This window comes from Nostoc sp. PCC 9305, assembly GCF_963920915.1.
Lineage (GTDB): Bacteria > Cyanobacteriota > Cyanobacteriia > Cyanobacteriales > Nostocaceae > Nostoc.
Map to the genome: position 1 here is coordinate 1 of NZ_CAWUDN010000070.1, position 15,130 is coordinate 15,130.

The 15,130-nt window shown below is 40.8% G+C and carries 9 protein-coding genes and 1 tRNA gene; all 10 read right to left on the minus strand.

The genetic code is table 11. The features are described 5' to 3' along the window. Positions 1-350: 350 nt before the first annotated feature. The 10 genes from ACM0OX_RS23330 to alr all read right to left on the minus strand — a co-directional run bounded on the left by ACM0OX_RS23330 (position 351) and on the right by alr (position 14,927). Entirely contained in the window at positions 351-3,323 is a 2,973-nt protein-coding gene (locus ACM0OX_RS23330; protein WP_414517366.1) for a HEAT repeat domain-containing protein, read from the minus strand. A gap of 69 nt (positions 3,324-3,392) precedes the next feature. After that, positions 3,393-3,833, minus strand: coding sequence for a hypothetical protein (locus tag ACM0OX_RS23335; RefSeq protein ID WP_414517367.1), 441 nt, complete (start codon positions 3,831-3,833; stop codon positions 3,393-3,395). Positions 3,834-4,081: 248 nt separating this feature from the next. Next, a complete protein-coding gene (locus ACM0OX_RS23340; protein ID WP_414517368.1) occupies positions 4,082-7,117 on the minus strand; it encodes a response regulator in 3,036 nt (1,011 codons plus the stop codon). A gap of 161 nt (positions 7,118-7,278) precedes the next feature. Next, positions 7,279-10,089: a methyl-accepting chemotaxis protein gene (locus ACM0OX_RS23345; protein WP_414517369.1), complete on the minus strand. Its 2,811-nt coding sequence runs from the start codon at positions 10,087-10,089 to the stop codon at positions 7,279-7,281. Between the two features lie 60 nt (positions 10,090-10,149). Then, positions 10,150-10,647 carry a chemotaxis protein CheW gene (locus ACM0OX_RS23350; protein ID WP_194042956.1) on the minus strand — a complete coding sequence of 166 codons (498 nt, stop codon included), beginning with the start codon at positions 10,645-10,647 and terminating at the stop codon, positions 10,150-10,152. 4 nt (positions 10,648-10,651) lie between these two features. Next, positions 10,652-11,029: a response regulator transcription factor gene (locus ACM0OX_RS23355; RefSeq protein ID WP_069071198.1), complete on the minus strand. Its 378-nt coding sequence runs from the start codon at positions 11,027-11,029 to the stop codon at positions 10,652-10,654. Positions 11,030-11,088: 59 nt separating this feature from the next. Then, the gene (locus tag ACM0OX_RS23360; RefSeq protein ID WP_414517370.1) at positions 11,089-11,454 is read right to left on the minus strand and encodes a four helix bundle protein; all 366 of its coding nucleotides are present in this window, start codon (positions 11,452-11,454) and stop codon (positions 11,089-11,091) included. Positions 11,455-11,506: 52 nt separating this feature from the next. Further along, positions 11,507-12,574, minus strand: a complete 1,068-nt coding sequence (locus ACM0OX_RS23365; RefSeq protein WP_414517372.1) for a response regulator — start codon at positions 12,572-12,574, stop codon at positions 11,507-11,509. An 883-nt stretch (positions 12,575-13,457) separates the two neighbouring features. Beyond that, positions 13,458-13,539, minus strand: a tRNA-Leu gene (locus ACM0OX_RS23370). A 200-nt stretch (positions 13,540-13,739) separates the two neighbouring features. Beyond that, positions 13,740-14,927: an alanine racemase gene (gene alr / locus ACM0OX_RS23375; protein ID WP_414517374.1), complete on the minus strand. Its 1,188-nt coding sequence runs from the start codon at positions 14,925-14,927 to the stop codon at positions 13,740-13,742. Between the last annotated feature and the right edge of the window lie 203 nt (positions 14,928-15,130).

Here is a 15,130-nt window from a genome sequence, read left to right on the forward strand (position 1 = left end):
AAATACGATATTGAAGTACCCAAATACGATATTGAAGTACCCAAATACGATATTGAAGTACCCAAATACGATATTGGAGTACCCAAATGCGATATCGGAGTACCTCAATGCGATATTGAAGTACCCAATTATAATTAATGCTTAATTTGTTAGCTTAAATTTTAAGAATTTGTTATGGTGAGTAAACGATCGCAGCGATCGCAGCAAACGAGTATCCATTTATAATAAATGCTTAAGCTGTTGTTGCTAACAGACAAATATTCCTAAAGTCTGCGTCTTTCTTCGTAACGAGTGGACAAGCTGTTGTTATCACGGCAACTTTATTTGTAACGTTGCTGCTGCAAAAGGACTTAAATTATTCTTGTGAAGAGGATTTTCGCAAAGCTTCGCAGCGCACGAGTAGCAATATTATTCTGATGCCAAGCTTTATAGAAATCGGGGTAAGGCATATTCTGGGCGCATTTCCAGGCTAAATTGTAGTATTCATCATTTAATCGCCAATAACCACTTAAAGCTTTGACTACCGCAAAGCGATGCTGATTGTTCTGTATAATTTCCCCTAAGCTTTCTGCTGCTTGACTACGGGTGGAATCATCTACAGTAGTTGATTGCAGCAGTTGCACCAAGGCCGCGATCGCAATTTCATTGCCTGGGTCGATTTTCCATAAGCTATTTGCTGCCTGACAACGGGTGTAGTCATCCACAGTAGTTGATTTTAGCAGTTCCACCAAGGTAGAGATCGCAATTTTATTGCCTGGATCGATTTCCCCTAAGCTTGATGCTGCTTGCCTATAGGTGAAGTAATCGAGATTAGTTGATTGCAGCAGTTTCACCAAGGCGGCGATCGCAATTTCATTGCCTGGGTCGATTTTCCCTAAGCTATTTGCTGCCTGACAACGGGTGTAGTCATCCACAGTAGTTGATTTTAGCAGTTCCACTAAGGCAGAGATCGCATTTTCATTGCCTGTGCCGATTTCCCCTAAGCTTGATGCTGCCTGCATACGGGTGTAGTCATCCAGATTAGTTGATTGCAGCAGTTTCACCAAGGCGGCGATCGCAAATTTATTGCCTGTGCCGATTTTCCCTAAGCTTGATGCTGCCAGCCAACGGGTGGAGTCATCCACAGTAGTTGATTGCAGCAGTTGCACCAAGGCGGCGATTGCAAATTCATTGCCTGGGTCGATTTTCTCTAAGCTATCTGCTGCCTGCCAACGGGTAAAGTCATCCACAGTAGTTGATTGCAGCAGTTGCACCAAGGCGGCGATCGCAATTTCATTGCCAGTGCCGATTTTCTCTAAGCTATCTGCTGCCTGCCAACGGGTAAAGTCATCCACAGTAGTTGATTGCAGCAGTTGCACCAAGGCGGCGATCGCAATTTCATTGCCTGGGTCGATTTTTCCTAAGCTATTTGCTGCCTGACAACGGGTATAGTCATCCACAGTAGTTGATTTTAGCAGTTCCACCAAGGTAGAGATCGCAATTTTATTGCCTGGATCGATTTCCCCTAAGCTTGATGCTGCTTGCCTATAGGTGAAGTAATCGAGATTAGTTGATTGCAGCAGTTTCACCAAGGCGGCGATCGCAATTTCATTGCCTGGGTCGATTTCCCCTAAGCTTGCTGCTGCCCGCCAACGGGTGTAGTCATCCACAGTTGTTGATTGCAGCAGTTGCAGCAAGGACGCGATCGCTTTTGTAAAAAATTGAGGAATATCTGTTGATTGCAGCAGTTGAAGCAAGGACGCGATCGCTTTTGTGCGGTCTGTTTGTTGCAGTGCTGAACTAGCTTCCTCATTGATTGAATTCGTACTATCAATTGTCCACTCGACAATTTGTGCTATTAGTCCATCTGATCTCAAATAATCCCTAAACTCTGCAACTCCTGCGGCAGCTACAAAATAGGCGCGATATTCATAAAATCCTTTATCTACATTTTCTCTATTCCACTTACCACATCCATCTTGAAAGCATACTAAAGCATCGATAAACTGTTGCTTTTGCTGTTTGAGGTTTTTTTCTTCTCGCCCTAACCAAAGTAATATTGTTTGCTTCCATTGCGGTTCAAAGATGCGATAAGTTCCTTGACTGGGATTGTAGGGAAAATGCTTGAGAAAAAAATGCCAGTCATCAATTGCAATAGCAGCAAAGTACTCTTGAAATGAAGTATGAAAGAAAGCGTAAACAGGTTTTCTATTTGTATCTATCCCTACACAGTTCAGCCAGCCCCGATTTAGTGCCAATTTTAGCAACGACTTTTCATCATCAGTATTCCCCAAAAACTGACTAACAAAATCCTGCCGCAAGCGAAAACGGTTTGCTTCTTTGTCTATTGCTGCTTTAGCTAATTCGCCCAATTTGACATTGAGTTGCTGACGCTGATCAGAGTTTGTAGCAAATTCATCTTTTTTCCACTTGTAGAAGTCATCTACAAATTGCTGATATAGTCCCGCTTGGGTATCCGGTAATTTACCATCTCCTGATTGCCAATTCAAACACAGCAGCGTCAATCGCAAAGGATTTTTCACTAAATCTTGAATCCGTTCTTTACCTGATTCTTTCAACGCAGTACATAACTGCTCCCCTTTTTCTTGATTAGCAGCGAACCATTTGTAAATCAATCTCTCTACCTGTTGTGGATAAGAAAAATCTAAACTGCGATAAATATCAAAATCATCAAGTGCATTAATGCTGCCATCCCACAGATTAACCCGACAAGTCAACACGATTCGCGCTTGAGAAATTAACCCTGCTTCACGGAATTGTCGGGCAATTTCTGTGAGAGGATTAGATGCCGACATTTCATCTAACCCATCTAACAGCAGCCACACATTATTTTGATTAAACAGAGCAACAAAATCATTCTTTAGTTGCTCAGTGGCTTTAGCTTTACCTATTTTCTCAGCCACCTGAGTTAACCAAGTCTCAAACAGATAAGATTTTAGTTCCTTCTCTCGCAAATCTGCTAAAGATACCCAAATGACAATTGACTGGTTAATCTCACGAGATACCCAATCAGCAATCCGTTGTAACAGTGTTGTCTTTCCTGCTCCTGGTTCGCCAATGATGGCAATTCGCTTACCTTGACTTTTAGGCGTGTTCTTCTGTTTTAGAACTTCTTCGAGAAAAGCATCATGCTCAAATGTTTTGGTGATTTCTGTCTCCTTGTACAGTTCTGAACCCTGTTCTGGAGAAACATCGCCCTGACGTTTAGATTGTTTTTTACGCTCAACTAATCCCAGTGGTACGTAAACATCATCAACTTGCAGGGCGATTCCTTCAGTTGATGTTAGAGGATTTGTAGTCAGCTTTCGCCGTTCTGCCAGCATTTCACGGCAGATTTCACGCCAGTCATCGGGAGTTAACTTTGTCTCATCCTCCCCTTGAGACGACTGTAGTCAAAAGGTGAAGTTATTAGTTTGATTATTTATCTGTCCTTGATTTACAACCCCGATTTTCTCTGCTAACTGCGTCAGATTTTGAATGGTTGGCTGTTGAGACTTGAGGGTATTTTCGATTTCTTGAATTTTTTGAGTGAGTTTTGGTTCTGCTTTTGCTGCTGCTTCCACTTCCACAACTGCTTGAGCAATTTCTGAGTCTGTGTCTGCTGCTGCTTTCAGTTCTAGCACTGCTTGACCATAATCTAAACGCTGCGGTTCATTTCCGTCTACAGCATTGGTGAGTAATGGCGATTTATTCTTCTGGCGGAGTAATCCGATTAACTTGCCACCTAGTGCCCATGTAGCATCACCAATGTTTTCGCCAATTTTCTCCTGTGTTTTAGTCCAAAGTGTAGTTGCGATCGCAGTAGCAACAGCCGTCAGTGTTACAGTTACCATAAATTTACTACAAATTGAGTTTATGTAGAAATTATTTCAATTGACACAAATAGTATGACGCAAAAGCTAGGCGATTACTGATATAACTCAGTTTTTAACCCGCGCAGGTGGTCACTGAGCCTAGTCGAAGTGCGGGTTTTGTCTGTGTAGCCGCGATTTCTAATCGCCAAGGCACTATAAAACAAACGGTGCGTTAGCCTTTGGCATAACGCACCATAAAAAAATATATTAAACCTAATTATTAATTATCAATTAGAAGCTGCCTGTTCTGCAACCGAATGAATTATTTCCTCCAGGGTTTGCAATAACTCTTGCTCGTTATAAGGTTTAGAAAAGTAAGCCCGCGCTCCCAATTGCATAGCTAGTTGTCGATGTTTATTACTACTACGAGAAGTCAACATCGCCACTGGAATATTTTTTGTATCAACGTCTGAATTTACCTTACCTAAAAAGCCATAACCATCAAGGCGAGGCATTTCAATATCGCAAATTACTGCCTCAACCTTCAATCCACTATGGAGTTTTTCTAAGGCATCTTGACCATCTTTAGCTTGCTCTACTTGATACCCTCCTTTTTCAAGAGTCAGGGCTAAAAAGCGGCGTACATTAATCGAATCATCTACGATTAAAATTGTACCTTTCTGCTTAATAGATGCTGCTGACATTTTCTCTTCATCAAATATCAAGAACGGTGTTTTTAACCTTGCTGATGGTAATTGAGTACCTCTTGGTGTCTTTTTATTTGTAGCAATCCAATACAGCAACTCATTAACATTAACTAGTGGCACTACTCGACCATCTCCGAGAATTGTACAGTTGCTGAAGCCTTCAGGTAAAGGTATATTTCCTTCAACTTGGCGAATCGCAACTTCTTGTTCGCCCCAGCAACGATCTATTTGAATTGCTACTGGCTGATTATTACCTTTGACTACTAAGACGCTGTTAGTACTAATGGCTGCCGGAATTTCCAACTCTGCGCTATCGTAGCGTAGGCAATTAAACTCTAAATAACGAGTTAAGCGAATCAGTGGCAGCATGGTTCCTTGCCAATTTAAAACTTCGCTACCAGCCATTTCAAAAACTCGCTCGTCTTGGAGTAAAGATATTTCTGAAATGACATCTGTGGGAAATGCTAATAGAATTTTATTGATTTCTACCAGCAGAACTCGCGCAACAGAAAGTGTAAAGGGTAGTGATAAAGTAAAGGTAGTACCAACTCCTGGTTCCGTATCAACTTTCACATCTCCTCGAATTAGTTTGAGGTTGTTGCGAACCACATCCATACCGACACCGCGACCAGATAATGCTGTAACTTGTTCGGAGGTGGTAAAACCTGGTTCAAAAATTAGTGATAATAATTCTTCATCACTAGCATTAGCAAGTAGAGAAGCATCTAATCCCATAGCTAGGGCGCGGGTGCGAATTTTCTCCAGAGAAATGCCCCAACCATCATCACGGATAGTAATGATGGTGCGATTGCTGCGGTGAGTAGCTGTAATTTCAATTAATCCTTGTTCTGGTTTTCCTAAAAGGCGACGCGTGGCAGAGTCTTCGATACCATGATCGAAAGCGTTCCTTAATAGGTGCATTAAAGGTTCGTTTAAAGCTTCTAAAATGCTGCGTTCAATTAAAGTATTGCCACCTTCAATTTTTAACTGGACATTTTTACCATACTCGACATTTAAATCGCGTAAAGCTCTCGGAAAACGTTCGATTAAATCGGACAGCGGCCGCATTCGGATGTGATTTAGCTTGGTCTGTAACTGTTTCGATGTTTTGTTGAGTTTACGAGCAATATGGTCTGTATCATCTACACTGAGTTGCACATCTGTTGTGACTTCCTGTACCTGAACAATGGTTTCCATAACTTCCTGCGATCGCAGGTTTAATTCGTTATAGCGATCCATTTCTAAGGCATCAAATTCTGTATTTGTACCTTCTACTTGGTGGCCATTTTCAGCTTGTAACTGTGAGGTAGCTTGAGTGGAAATTTTGTCGGAGACTATGCGTAATTCCTGGTTTTCGCGGTCGAGAACTTGGACTCGTTGGTTGAGGTTACGAACGAGTTTGCGTAATCTTTCTAATTGCGAATTTAAGCCATTTCGCTGAACAATTAGTTCGCCAAATAAATCATTAATTTGCTCTAGCTGTTTGCTAGGAACTCGGACGCTATTTTCATGGATTTCTCCTCGTTCTTTAGCAACGGCAACTGGCTCTCCTTTACCTTCGCTAAATTTGCCATCTGGAGGATTCTCTTCTTTAGCAAATATTGTATTGTGTTCAGTTACATTGACAGAATTTACATCGTCGGCAAATTCTGCATCTACAAATGTGAAATTGGCTGCGATACCTGCGGTGGGCTGCGCCAACTCTTCTTCTTTAACCCAAGTTTCTGGAGTTATCTCTGCTTGCCAAACCCCTGTTGACACTGCTTCTGTGTCGAGGACATCTGTGGGGAGAAGTTGTGGTATCACTTCTGCTGGTAATAGCGGCAGGGATTGCGTAGAACTACCCAAATAAATTTCTGTAGGCAAGTTATCTAGCTGATTCGTCAGCACCAAAGCTTGCGATCGCCGCCATGCTTGCAATGCTAACTGGGCAATTTCGGGAATGCGTTCGCTACTAACAGTTTCCAAATGCTGCGTTACCGACTGACAAAGCTTGCTAAAAGCTGGCAACTGGAGCATTTCTCCCAAACCGCCTAACTCAGCTGCCAGGATTGCGATTTCTTCAGGCAATCCGGCTTGTTCGCTATCTGCCAATGTAGATTCTAGACGCTGCAAACACTCTTCTACTTCTGTGGCAAATAGCAAAGGGATAACGTCTTGCCCGTCCTCTGGGGATAGCATAGTTGAGGCATCTTCTGGGGTGGGGTCGCCCAAGCGATCGTGCAACTCATCGAAGATGGGATAACAAAAAGTTGCTAACCACTGATCTTCGACAACATTCCCTTCTGCAAGCAATTCGACAATTTGACGCAGCCAGTCAACTCCAGATAGCAATAAACTTTGCAACTGAGTATCAATTTCTAAAGAATTTTTTTTAGTTTTTAAAACTTTAAAGGAATCTTCCAGACGATGAGATAAATCACTTAGCGATTTAAATCCCATCATTCCCGCACCACCTTTAATAGAATGAGTGGCCCGGAGTGCAGCATTGATTTTATCCAAATCGATGCGGTTACTAGTATCGATTTCCAGCAATACCCCTTCTAAGGTATTTAAGTAATCTGTTGCTTCTTCCAGAAATTGCATCTGGATTTCTAATTCTTTGTCTTGTAGCATGGTTTTTGTCCTTAGTCATTGGTCAATCAATTTTGGATTTTAGATTGCGGATTTTAGATTTTTATTTCAATCCAAAATCTAAAATCTAAAATTTGCATGGTCATTCGTCATTCATCACTAGCAAATCGCAAAAGACAAAGGACAAATGACAAATGACAAACTTAACTAACTTTGAAAGCCTCGACAGTCTCTTGCAACTGCTGGGAAATATCCACAGTTTGTTGCAGAGATTCAGAAACTTGGCGGGAAGAATCGCTAGTACGTTGTGATATAGCAGCGATATCTTTCATCAATTGGCTAACACTTTGGGATGTTTCAACCTGAGATGCAGTTGCAGTGGAAATCGACTGCACTAAGGAGTCAATTTGAGAAGATACATCCAAAATTTCACTCAAACTTTGTTTAGCTTCCTCCACAATTCGAGTACCTTCTACCACTTGGGTAGTGCCTATTTCCATCGCTTGCACTACTTCACTGGTTTCTCGTTGGATATTTTCAACAATTTGTTCGATTTCTTGGGTTGCTGCGGCACTCCTGACTGCTAGTTCGCCGACTTCTTCAGCCACTACGGCAAAACCTTGACCTTCTTCACCCGCACGTGCTGCTTCAATGCCGGCATTAATAGCAAGCAAGTTAGTTTGAATCGCAATTTGGTTAATCAAGGAAACCACGCGAGAAATTTGTTGCGAAGACTCTCCCAAACGTTTCACTTTCTTAGCAGTTTCACCCACAGTTTCCCGCAAAGAGAGGATATTTTGTACTGTTAAATCCATCGCGTGTCCGCTCTTAGTAGCAGTGTGAGCAGCATGGTTAGCAATGAAGGCAGCTTTTTCGGCACTTTCGGCTACAGCTTTCATGGATTGGGTCATTTGGTCAACTGCATCAAGGGTGCGGTTGATTTCGGCAGCTTGGGTGAGCGCTTCTTCTGCTAGGTGGCGGATGGCTCCTTCGTTAGAGCCAATGGCGCTATTTACATGGATTGCAGCTTGTTTAACTTGGGTAACAATATCCCGGAGGCTTTCCACAATGGAGTTGAAGAAGTCGGCAACAGTACCAATTTCCCCAGCAGTTACGTCTGCACGCACTGTCAAATCGCCTCTGGCTGCACCTTCTACGTCGTTGAGTAGTTGTAAAAGTTGTTGTTGTAGTGTTTCGTCTGAAGCACTTACAGTTACATTTCTGACTTTTTCTATCTCTTCTAATAATTTGGCTTGTTCTAAGGCATAGCCGACTTGAGTTGCTATTTGTTGAAACAAGTCAATTTCCGGCTGTTCCCAAACACGAAGAGTTTCGCAATGATGAGCAATTAATAAGCCTAAAAGTTTTTCTTGGGCAAGAATCGGTACGATTAAATGACCTTTGACAGCAAATTTTTCCAACAGTTGGATGTAACTGTCGGCATTTTTCAGGCTTTGGTCTTGATGAATATTGGCAACCGCTTGCACCTCTCCATCGCGATCGCTTTCTAGATAACGTTCTCGAAAATAGGGGTCATCAATTTGCACTCCTAACATTTCCGGCCAATTACCTGTTACTGATTCCGCAACGACAACGCCAGTCAAAGTACCTGGATTCAGACTATAAATGATTACCCGGTCTGTTTTGAGGATTTGCTGAACTTCTTTGACTGCTGCGTGATAAATATCTTCAGTTTTAAGAACTTTCCGAATCCGTAGGGTAATATCTGCTAGTAATTTTGCCCCTTCAACGTCTACTTCCTGTTGCTGTTCTTTAACTAAGACCTGCAATTGTTCAGCCATTAGGTTGATATTTGCACTCAATACCCCTAATTCGTCTTCTCTTTCAATTTCCAGACGGGTATTAAATTTACCTTGACCTAACTTTGCTAATGCCGCAGTTGCATTAAGAATTGGCTGTGTAGTCAGTTTAGCTAACCGAGATGCGATCGCACCTACAATCAATGCTGTCAGTGCTGTACCGATGGCTATAATCCACAACAATTGTCTTTGCGGCTCAAATACAGATGCGGTGTCTGTAGCTAAAAGTACCTGCCAGTTTAAATCAGGTAAACCATCTATCGTACTAGCTGGTACATAGCTAACTAGTTCTTGTTTTTTGTCAGTTTTGGAAACTTCTATAAAACTATTTACCTTTTTAGCTGCTAGCAGTTTAGGTAAATTAGAATACTCTCCCTTAGCCTCTTTCCCCAATAATTCCTTTTGGGGACTCAAGAAAACCGTTCCTGAAGCATCGAGCAAATAGTATTGTTGTCCGTTGGCTGCGTAGTTTTTGGTAACTTCCTCTAAAGATTTTACGGGCATACGTGCTTGTACCACGCCAATAGTTTGACCCGTTCTTGTCTCTTTCACAGGTGCAGCGAGATAAATACTCACGACACCAGTATTTTTTGCTGCTTCCGGTTTGCTGATGACAGGAGTCTCTTTTTGTAAAGCATCTTGAAAATAGGTGCGGTCTTTTTGATTTTCCAGGGGTTCGCCTGTGGACTGGACAATCAAGTTACCTTGGCGATCGAAAACAGCAATACTGTCATAAGCTTTGTAGGCTTCGACAACCCGATCTAAGACTGCTTGCTTCTCCTGAGTACTAATACTAGCTTGAGAATTTGTTAAAAATAGCAAGTTTGATATTACCTGAATATCACCGTAGCGTCCCAGCATAAAGCGGTTAACTTTATCACTTAAGCCAGTGGCTTCGGCTTGTTGAGATTGGGTAATTTGCTTAGTAATGGATTTGTTGGCAAAACCAAAAGCGATCGCACCGATGCCCAAAACTGGTATTGTACCGATTGCGATCGCTAAAATAGTTGCTTTCTTAACCAATCCCAGCCTTGTAAAATAGGCAATTCCCTGATTCCAAGAAGAACTATTAGCACTTTCATTAGTCAGCTTAGTTGGTAGCTTTACTACAGTACCAATAGCTTTTTGAGATGAAATCAGTGATGCTCGATTTTGAGCGCTATTACCTTGATTCGTGTTGGTTTTATTAAACATAAAAGTATTTCTCCTAAATATGTGAATAAGAACACTAAAAAGCTTTTTTAGTAGTAAACCCTAATCACTGCGGAGAATAGAAGACTGGACAATTGCCTGTGCATCTAATACCAGTAATATTTCTTCCTGTTGCACAACGCACCCACATAAATAAGGAACTAAACTGGATGTCACTTGTCCTATAGGAGAATGAATATCATCAACTATGAACTTGGTTGTACCTTTTATTTCTTGTACAACTAATCCCAACACCAATGATTCCACTTGGATAACGATCACATTGTATTGTCGCAGTCGATAATCTAGGGATTCTAAATTGAGCATTCTTGGTAAATCAACTACCCAAATTATCCGACTCCGCCAATTCATTAATCCTAATATGCAGGATGGCATATTAGGTATTGACGTAATAGATTCAACAGGCACAAGAATTGCTTCTTGCGTATGCCTCATTGATAAAACAGCAGTAGTTTGTTGATTTAGCTGAAACTTCAGATAACTATCTGCTAAATTATTCGGGATTGGTTTTGAAGAAAGAGTAATGTTTGTACTAGTCATTGATTCAAATTACCACTGATTTAATAGTACGTAGGAGATGTTCGCGGGTGTAAGGTTTAGTTATATAGGCATCTGCACCTTGTCTCATTGCCCACAAACGGTCAATTTCTTGATTTTTAGAACTACAAACCACAATTGGCACTTTTGCAGTAATTGGATTTCTTCTCAGAGAACGACACAATTCAAATCCGCTCATTTCTGGCATTACTACATCAGTAACGATCGCATCTGGTTTTTCTAACACAGCTTTTTCTAAACCCTCTTTTGCACCACTTGCTTTAATTACGTTGTAACCACTCTCTTTGAGATAATGGCTCATTAATTCCAATTCACTGGGAGAATCTTCTACAATCAAAATTGTGCCAAGCAAAGTCAGGCTCACTATTAAATCTCCTAAAAAAATAAATTAAACATATTAGATTTTTTATTAGAATTCAGGAGTCAGGAATCAGAATTCAGAATGGAATTAGCATAGCTTGTTAGTAGTTTACTAACTTCCTCTATTTGGAGTTTTAATCCTGAAATATCACCATACTCTAAGTCATTTGAAAGAATTATATAATAACGGCATTCTTCCAAAGAACCTTGTGCAATATTTAAAAAACGTACTTTATCTGCTAAACCTTTTTTCTTAAATCCTTCCGCTATATTTGCTGGTATAGAAATTGCTGCCCGTCTAAATTGAGAGGTAAGCCCATATATTTCTGATTTAGGAAATTGAGCAGTAAATGGGTACACTAATAAAATAAATTGATGTGCTTTCTGCCAAACTATCAAATCTTGAAATGTCTTCGCTGGCTGTCTCATTTATTTTAACTCCTGAATTCTGACTCCTGAATTCTGAATTCTGACTCCTAAATTAACCAAGATGCTTAAAAACCATTTTTAGCAATTCTGATTGTGTAAAAGGCTTGGTCAAATATCCTGACGATCTGACTATTTTAGCCTTTGCCCTGTCGATAAACCCTGTTCTACCAGTCACCATAACGATCGGTGTATTTTTAAAAGCTGAATGTTTACGTAATAAGGAACATAGTTCATAGCCATCTAAACTTGGCATTTCAACATCTAGCAAAATCAAATCGGGCTTACTCCGTAGAATTTGCATTAAAGCTTTTACCGGATCGTTGATTGTTACAACTGAAAATGTATTTTCATCCAAAAAATGTTTGATAGAATTCAAAACTGTTTGGCTATCATCAATGCAGGCAATTGTATATAGTTTTTTGCCAACAGGTGGCTGAGTATTTTTATTATTCTCAGGAATATCAAAATTGATTGGTATTGGCAATTTTTGCCCAAGCTTTATTTGCAGCTGTGGCTGAACTTGAGACGATTGTGTTGTAGAAAATATTTGGGAACTCCCGCCAGCCGGTATTGATGACTGAATATTTTGCCGATTTCGTAATTGCTTTTGACAGTGTTCAACAAGCAACCTTAAATCCAGGTGACAGAACTTTGGTTGTTCGCCCAAAGAGCTTTCTGGACTGAATTCATAGCTACCTTCTTTTAAACACAGGAATGATTCCATTACTTCTTTTGCCAATTCGTCTATCAGGCTTCCTGCTTGCACAGAGGTAATATAGTCCTGATTTACTAACCAACAAATAGCTTGGTAATCTGCATTTGGTATTGATTGATGTTCATTCTTTGTCTCAAACATCAGCCGCATCTGTACGCGAGTGGCGCTGTTGAGAGCAGGAATTTGCTGACTCAAGCGCCGTAAGTGACTGTCAAGGCGCTCAAATAGTTTATCTGAATAGGAGGCATAAGTAAGTTTACCGTCCTCTAGATAGATTGACCAAGAAACTATCCCGGTAAATACGCTTAGGCAACCCGTAGCACGCCGACTTGTTAATTGTGCCAACAGAGATAGCGGATGTAGTTTCTGGAACAACCTGTAGCTACCTATAGGAGTTGTGCTCATTTTGCTTTTACTTCAGCTAAAATTCGATACGTGTAAGCTAAATTCGTGTAGAGTTATTCCACAATAAAAATCAAGTAAAAAACATTAAACTTTTGTATTTTAAAGTACATCTGTTTACATCTAGGTTTGTGGTGAAACTCAACGAGAGTAGCGTTATTTTCAGATGAGCAAATCTTAGTAAATTCGTAAATTACGATTAATCTACTTAGTGTTACTGAGATTTCTCAACATCTTTCGAGAAACAAGACATAAAAATGTCAAGACTAGATGAAGCCACTTTCCATTGAGTAACCCCAATCTGACCACAGAAATAATACTGATTTTATTGATGGTAATATCTTTGAACTTCTGTATTTACACTTAAATGAAATCTATTTTTTAAACAAGTAAGGACTGAATGAAGCCACTTTGCATCGAATAACTTCAAGTTGACCACAGTAACAATACTTATTTATTGAAAGCAATAAATGTATTTTTTGTTATTTGAATTTAAGAACTTAGATAAAACAGAATGCAAAACTTATTTTTTGCAGAGTCTTTTACCGCCAAGATTAGGGTACTGAAAGTACTTGGAATGCTACATTATGTCCCCAACACATCCTACCTACGAAAATTGTAGGTTATTAAATCCACTAGGAATTATGTACTTTTACACATTTACTATCATCTGAAGAACAGACTTATAAAGCTAAAAGTCTTTCCCCACCTTGTTCACAGACGCATTCTACCACAAACAAATTTTCAAATATCCTCTTGTATTTGAAGCTATGTTGGCGAAACATATTTTTATTTAAGCAATATTTAAACAGGCTGGTAACTATTCTTGAACTTTTAACTCAAGTATAAGTACCAGCCTAGATAAAGCAATTTAATTTATCAAAAGTGCGGATGAAAGGACTTGAACCTTCACTCCTTTCGGAACTAGAACCTAAATCTAGCGCGTCTGCCAATTTCGCCACATCCGCATCAGTTTATTATCGTAGCATAAGAAATTATTTTTGGGAATAGGGAATGGGAAAGAAGCAGGGGAGCAGCGAGCAAGGGAGCAGGGGAGGCAGAGGTAGATTAAAAAGAAATTCTTACTGGGGCAATGGGAAGAATACAAAATTACATCTTTCCCCTCTGCTCCCTGCTCCCTGCCCCTCTGCCTCTTCTCCATGCCCAATTACATGACTGCAACACGAGGCAAACGATGCTTGAATCCACAGAGAATTTCCCAAGAAATAGTGTTTAATTGTTTTGCCCAGTCGTCCGCTGAAATTTCTTCTTTTCCCTGTTCTCCCAATAAGGTGACTACTTCTCCTTCTTGGATATTGGGTATGGCACTTACATCCAGCATCAACTGATCCATTGTAATTGTCCCAATTTGCGACACGCGCTGACCGCGAATTAATACCTGCATTTTGTTGGAAAGACTGCGAGGAACGCCGTCAGCATAGCCAATTCCCACGACGGCGAGGCGAAGTTCACGCGGGGCAATAAATTTATGCCCGTAGCTAACAGCGGTTCCTGCGGCAATTGTTTTAACTTGAGTAACTCTTGCTTTAAGTTGCAAAACGGGCTTGATATCGATCGCATTTTGTAAATGGGTTGCTGGATAAAGTCCGTAAACGGCTAAACCTACACGCACCATGTCGTAGTGCAATGACGGATTTGTGAGTGCGGCGGCTGAGTTTGCCAAGTGCAAGCAAGGCGGTTCAATTCCCATTGCTTTGATTTGAGCGATCGCATCTTCAAATCGTTTATGCTGTTCTTCCATTGCCGTGGTATCAAGATCGTCTGCTGTCGCCAAATGAGAATAAATACTGGCAATAGATAGATGTGGTAATCGCTGCACTAATTGCACAAATTCACCTGCTTGCCGCCAATCAGTTCCCAACCTCGACATTCCCGTGTCTAATTTGATGTGTACGGGCACTGGAGAACCATGATTCATGGATTCCAGAATATCGGAAAAGACTAAAGCTTGTTTAGGGCTACAGAGTGTGGGCTGAAGTTTCCATTGAGCGATCGCATGAATCTGTTCTAGTGTATGAGTTGCCCCTAAAATCAAAATGGGCGCTTGAATCCCGCCTTCTCGCAATTGAATAGCTTCTGGAACTGTAGCCACTCCCAAGCAACTAGCTCCCGATTGGATGGCGATTTGGGCGACTGTCACCGCTCCATGTCCATAAGCATCAGCTTTTACTACTGCCATTAACTGGGTACGCGGCGATAAAAACTGCACCAATTGCTTTACATTGTACGACAACGCCTCTAAATCAATTTCTACCCAAGCTCGTTGCGAAAACCACGCGTAGGTATCGCACTGCTGATTAGGAACTATACCAGGGATTTGTTTGCGACTTAACATTTGTACTGACTCCTATCCCGCTACGGCTAAACTTGCAAATTATCTATCTATACACGCTCCTAAAAGCGAGATCAGATTAAATAGGAAGTTTAACCTTCAGATTGGAATTGATACAAGATGTTACGGCGCTCAAGTAAAAGTTATGAGTTATGAGTTAGGAGTTAGGAGTTAGGAGTTAGAAGTAAATCTTACGGCTCGATTTT